This window comes from Brevundimonas sp. CURTG3B2_SDJG (genome assembly GCF_057364705.1).
This window is the reverse complement of the sequence record NZ_JBNFOJ010000292.1, coordinates 1-3,397: the sequence shown is the minus strand read 5'-3', so window position 1 is coordinate 3,397 and position 3,397 is coordinate 1. Positions and strand designations below refer to the sequence as shown.

Below are 3,397 nucleotides of genomic sequence, written 5' to 3'. Positions count from 1 at the left end.
CGCGGCCGATCGCCGTCGCCCCCTCCACCACTTTCGTGGTCCCCCCTCCCCCTGTGGGGGAGGATCGCATCAGAGCTGCGTCATCAGGTGCTCGGCTCCGACGACACCTTGAACTCGCCGGGCTGCTCGACGTTCAGCTGCTCCACGACGCCGTCCTTGACGATCATCGAATAGCGCTGCGAGCGCTCGCCCATGCCGAAGCCCTTGGCGTCCATCGACAGGCCCAGCTGGCGGGTGAAGTCGCCGTTGCCGTCGCCCAGCATCAGGATGTCCTGTTTGCCGATCCCCTGGCTGTCGGCCCAGGCGCCCATCACGAAGGCGTCGTTGACCGATACGCAGGCGACCGTGTCCACGCCCTTGGCGGTCAGGTCCTCGCGATGGTCCTTGAAGCCCGGCAGATGGCGGGCCGAACAGGTCGGGGTGAAGGCGCCCGGCACGGCGAACAGGGCCACGGTCTTGCCGGCGAAGATCTCGTCGGTGCTGACCGGCTTGGGGCCGTCGTCGGTGGCCAGGGTCAGGTTGGCCGAGGGGATGCGGTCGCCGATCTGGACGGTCATGGCAGGCTCCGATGGATGTGTGGGATCAAACTCCCGGACCAGATAGGCGTTGCACGCGGTCTCGCCAACCGCCGATCCGACGCGCGGCCTTGCGCGCGCCGCACTCGCTTCCGATGATAAGGCCATGGACGACTTCCAGGACCTCACCGGCCGCCTGCTGGTGGCCATGCCCGGCATCGACGACCCGCGCTTCGAGCACGCCGTCATCCTGATCTGCGCCCACGGCCCGGATCACGCCATGGGCCTGCGGCTGGACCGTCCCGCGCCCGGCGTCGACCTGAAGGCCGTCCTGTCCAAGCTCGAGACCCCGGCCCCGGACGCCGCCGCCCAGCGCGCCGTCCTGGTCGGCGGCCCGGTCGAGCGCGAGCGCGGCTTCGTGCTCCACACCGACGACTGGATGGCCCCCGACGCCTCCATGCCCTTCGGCGACGGCCTGGCCATGACCGGCACGCGCGAGGCCCTGGCGGCCATGGTCGATCCCGTCGGCGGTCCCCGCAACTCCGTCCTGATGCTCGGCTACGCCGGCTGGGGCGAGGGCCAGTTGGAGGATGAGCTGGGCGACAACGTCTGGCTCACCGCCGACGCCGATCCCGCCCTGATCTTCGATCCCGACTACGCCGGCAAATGGGGCCGGGTGGTCGCCACCCTGGGCGTCGATCCCGGCCAGTTGTCAGGGCAGAGCGGACGGGCCTGAGTCCGACGACGTACTCTCAGACTTGACACCCGCCTTGTCGCATCATACGGAACCATATAGTTCCAGAACTTATTGGTTCCGTATGATGCGATCTGATCTCGACACCACCTTCGCGGCGCTGGCGGACCCTACCCGGAGGGCGATCCTCTCTCGCCTCGTTCTGGGTGAAGCTTCCGTTGGGAAACTCGCCGAGCCGTTCGACATGAGCGTGCGCGCCGTCTCCAAGCATGTCGGCGTTTTAGAAGCCGCCGGCCTGATCACCCGCGGCCGCGACGCCCAGCGACGGCCAAGCCGCCTCAGCGTCATTCCGTTGCGCGAGATCGACGATTGGTTGGGCGAGTATCGCCGCCTGTGGAACGACCGGTTCGACCGGCTCGAGACCCGCGTCAACACACAGATGGAGGAGTTGTCCAATGAGTCCGGCGACTGACCCCAAACCCGACAGCCACGCCCTTTCGATCCAGCGCGCCTTCGCGGCCCCGGCGGGAATTGTGTTTCGGAATTGGATCGACCCCGAGGCGCTGGCCGCCTGGTTCGCACCCGATGGCTTCACGACCACCCGCGCCGAGGCTGATCCTCGTCCCGGAGGCGGCTGGCGGGTCGATTATGTCTCCAGGGAGGGCCGTCTCCATACTGAGTGGGGTATCTTCCGTACGGTCGAGCCGGCCCGAAAATTGGTCTTCACGCTCATTCAGAGCAGCGACGGACGCTCAGGCCCGGAGACGGTGGTGACGGTGACCTTCGCCGACAACGAAAACGGCGCGGTCATGGATTTCCACCAGACCGGATATCGGACGGCCGATCATCGCGACGCCAACGGCCAGGGCTGGGACGAATGCCTGCGCAAGCTGGATCGCCTCGTCGCCGACGAGGTTGCCGAAGGAGAGATCCGCACGCTGTTCGCCGACTGGTTCGACGCGGCCTCGGCCAAGGACCTCGACGCCGCCATGCGCCCGCTCGCCCGGGACATCGTCTCATACGAGCACGATACGCCCCTCGCCCACATCGGCGCGGACCGGGTGCGCGAAGTGTGCCGGAAAGGGTTCGAGCTCGCCCCCAAGGCGTTTCGCTGGGATGTCCCCGACCTTCAGGTGATCGTCCGTGAGGACCTGGCGGTGACCTGGGGCCTGAATCACATGCGATCGACGGACTCATCGGACGCCGGGTTCGAAAGTTGGTCCCGCGGCACCCGGGTGTTCAGACGGATCGACGGACGTTGGCGGATGATCCACCAGCATGTCTCGTATCCCTATGATCCTGTGACCGGCGCCGCAATCACGGACCTGCGTCCCTGAGGGCCGTCTCTAGGCCGACCGCGCCTTCAGCGGCGCTGCGCCGTCGGCGAGGGATTCGTTCAGATAGACCTCGGCGCCCTGGGCCGGCAGCGCCTGGGCGTAGCCGAAGCCCTGGCCGTAGTGGCACTGCGCTTCGAGAAGCAGCTTGGCCAGGCCGGCGTTCTCCACGCCCTCGGCGACCACCTCCAGCGACAGGTCGCGGCCCAGGTTGACCACCGACTTGACGATCTTGGCCGAGCCCTCGTCCTTGTCCATGGTCAACACGAAGTAGCGGTCGATCTTCAGGGTGTCGAAAGGCAGCTTGGCCAGGTAGCTCAGCGACGAGAAGCCGGTGCCGAAATCGTCCAGCGCCAGCGACGCTCCGGCGTCCCGCAGCTTCTTCAGCGTCTCGGCCGCGCGCGTGGTGTCGCGCATGATGTCGCCCTCGGTGACCTCCAGCTTCAGCGCACCCTTGGGCAGGCCCGCCTCCTGGATGATCCGGGCGACGTCCTCGACCAGGTTGGGCCGCTCGATCTCGCCGACCGACAGGTTGACGCTGCAGAACAGCTTGCCCGCCGAAGGGTGGCGCTTGATCCATTCGGCCAGCTGCCGCGCCGAGGCGCGCATCATCAGCAGGCCCAGCTCGTTCATCAGGCCCATCTCGTCGGCCAGGCCCAGGAACTCGTCGGGCGGCACCAGGCCCCGCTGCGGGTGCAGCCAGCGCGCCAGCGCCTCGAAGCCCGCCACCGCCCCGGTCTTCAGGTTCACGATCGGCTGGTAGAAGGGCTCGATCTCGCCGCGCACGAAGGCGTTGCGCAGATCGGCTTCAAGCGCCAGCCGGGACAGGCTGTCGCTCTCCAGCCGCGCGATCT

The 3,397-nt window shown here is 67.6% G+C and carries 4 protein-coding genes and 1 pseudogene; 3 read left to right on the top strand and 2 right to left on the bottom strand.

What is annotated here, in order from left to right; translation table 11 throughout:
* Positions 1–69: 69 nt before the first annotated feature.
* Positions 70–557, bottom strand: a pseudogene (locus AC2W7C_RS15285) (redoxin family protein).
* 124 nt (positions 558–681) lie between these two features.
* On the opposite strand from AC2W7C_RS15285, the gene AC2W7C_RS15280 reads away from it, so the two are divergent.
* The 3 genes from AC2W7C_RS15280 to AC2W7C_RS15270 all read left to right on the top strand — a co-directional run bounded on the left by AC2W7C_RS15280 (position 682) and on the right by AC2W7C_RS15270 (position 2,546).
* Positions 682–1,251, top strand: a complete 570-nt coding sequence (locus AC2W7C_RS15280; protein ID WP_486002171.1) for a YqgE/AlgH family protein — start codon at positions 682–684, stop codon at positions 1,249–1,251.
* An 82-nt stretch (positions 1,252–1,333) separates the two neighbouring features.
* On the top strand, positions 1,334–1,681 hold the full coding sequence (locus AC2W7C_RS15275) for an ArsR/SmtB family transcription factor (RefSeq protein ID WP_486002172.1): 348 nt from the start codon (positions 1,334–1,336) through the stop codon (positions 1,679–1,681).
* Positions 1,665–2,546 (top strand): SRPBCC domain-containing protein, encoded by an 882-nt coding sequence (locus tag AC2W7C_RS15270; protein WP_486002170.1) that lies wholly within the window; start codon positions 1,665–1,667, stop codon positions 2,544–2,546. The genes AC2W7C_RS15275 and AC2W7C_RS15270 overlap by 17 nt, the downstream gene beginning before the upstream one ends.
* Positions 2,547–2,555: 9 nt before the next feature.
* Here the strand turns inward: AC2W7C_RS15270 and AC2W7C_RS15265 are convergent.
* Positions 2,556–3,397: putative bifunctional diguanylate cyclase/phosphodiesterase (locus AC2W7C_RS15265; protein ID WP_486002169.1), on the bottom strand; the 842-nt coding region annotated here is incomplete at its 5' end.

What these genes read in the sequence shown, in the direction of transcription:
- AC2W7C_RS15280 (WP_486002171.1), top strand. Translation starts at nt 682, where the DNA reads ATGGACGACTTCCAGGACCTCACCGGCCGCCTGCTGGTGGCCATGCCC.
- AC2W7C_RS15275 (WP_486002172.1), top strand. Translation starts at nt 1,334, where the DNA reads ATGATGCGATCTGATCTCGACACCACCTTCGCGGCGCTGGCGGACCCT.
- AC2W7C_RS15270 (WP_486002170.1), top strand. Translation starts at nt 1,665, where the DNA reads ATGAGTCCGGCGACTGACCCCAAACCCGACAGCCACGCCCTTTCGATC.